This window comes from Streptomyces sp. NEAU-YJ-81, from assembly GCF_017592595.1.
Taxonomy (GTDB): domain Bacteria; phylum Actinomycetota; class Actinomycetes; order Streptomycetales; family Streptomycetaceae; genus Streptomyces; species Streptomyces hygroscopicus_B.
Map to the genome: position 1 here is coordinate 1 of NZ_JAGFNO010000118.1, position 1058 is coordinate 1058.

Annotated in this window: 1 protein-coding gene; it reads right to left on the reverse strand. The window is 67.4% G+C overall.

The annotated features are described in order from the left end of the window. Positions 1–61: 61 nt before the first annotated feature. Positions 62–844 (reverse strand): transposase family protein, encoded by a 783-nt coding sequence (locus J5X86_RS50170; RefSeq protein ID WP_308125001.1) that lies wholly within the window; start codon positions 842–844, stop codon positions 62–64. Positions 845–1058 lie beyond the last annotated feature (214 nt).

Below are 1058 nucleotides of genomic sequence, written 5' to 3' on the forward strand. Positions count from 1 at the left end.
GCCTAACGAGCTCGTGCATGGTTGGTGGTGAGACGTCGACGCCTTCGGCAGGGCTCGGTGTTCACACCTGCCGTGTCGGGTTCAGGTCCGCGGTCTGCTGATGGGACAGCAGGCCAGCGATCGCCTGAACGGTGTCGCTCATGTGTTCGCGGCGACCGAGGTGGCGGGCCAGGGCCCGCCAGTTCTTCAGGTGGGCGATGCCGTGCTCGACCCGGATACGTCGCGAGGAATGCGCCTTTCGCTGCCGCTCATGCATCTCCTCGTACCAGTCCGGGGCGTTCTTCTTGAACTTGCGGTGCGGTGGTGTCACCACGCGCCCGCCGGTCTGGGCTCCCAGGCCCTGGTAGCCGGCATCCGCGAGGATCTCCACCACGGGCCCTCCGGCCAGCAGCTTGACCAGCCCTAACTGGCGGGCCTGGGTGATGTCCGCGCAGCTACCGGGCCTGGCCGGGCTGCAGAACAGCACCCGTCCGTCCTCATCCGTGACCACCATGGCCTTGACGGCGTTCTGCTTGCTTTTGCCAGAGATGAACTTGTCCCGGTCCGTGCGACCGACGGCCGGGCGGCGGACTCGGATCTCGGTGCCGTCGATGATGCCGGTCATGCCGGTCGCGCCGAGATGGTCGATGACCTCGGCCAAGGTTCGCAGCCGCACGTCGGGGTCGATGGTGCACCCCCGCTCGGCGAGCAGGGGCCGCACCTCACCGATGGCCCGGGTGATGGTGGAGCGGTCCACACCGAACCAGCAGGCCAGCACGTCGTGCGTGGTCCCGTGGCGGAGATGGACGAGAGCGGCCAGGAGCCGGTCGACGAACACCAGCTGATGCTTCGCGCCAGCGCCCACGGCCCGCTTCCGCGGCCGGGAGGCAAGCCTGGCCTGGTGACGCTCATGCCACAACGGGCCGACCTCGGCGACGAGTTCAGCGATCACGCTAGCCGTCAGGCCCGTGATCCGTCGGTTGCTGATGATCACTGCACGAGCCGCATTCCCCACCACACGACCATGATCAACGATCACGACCTCGACGTCTCACCACCAACCATGCACGAGCTCGTTA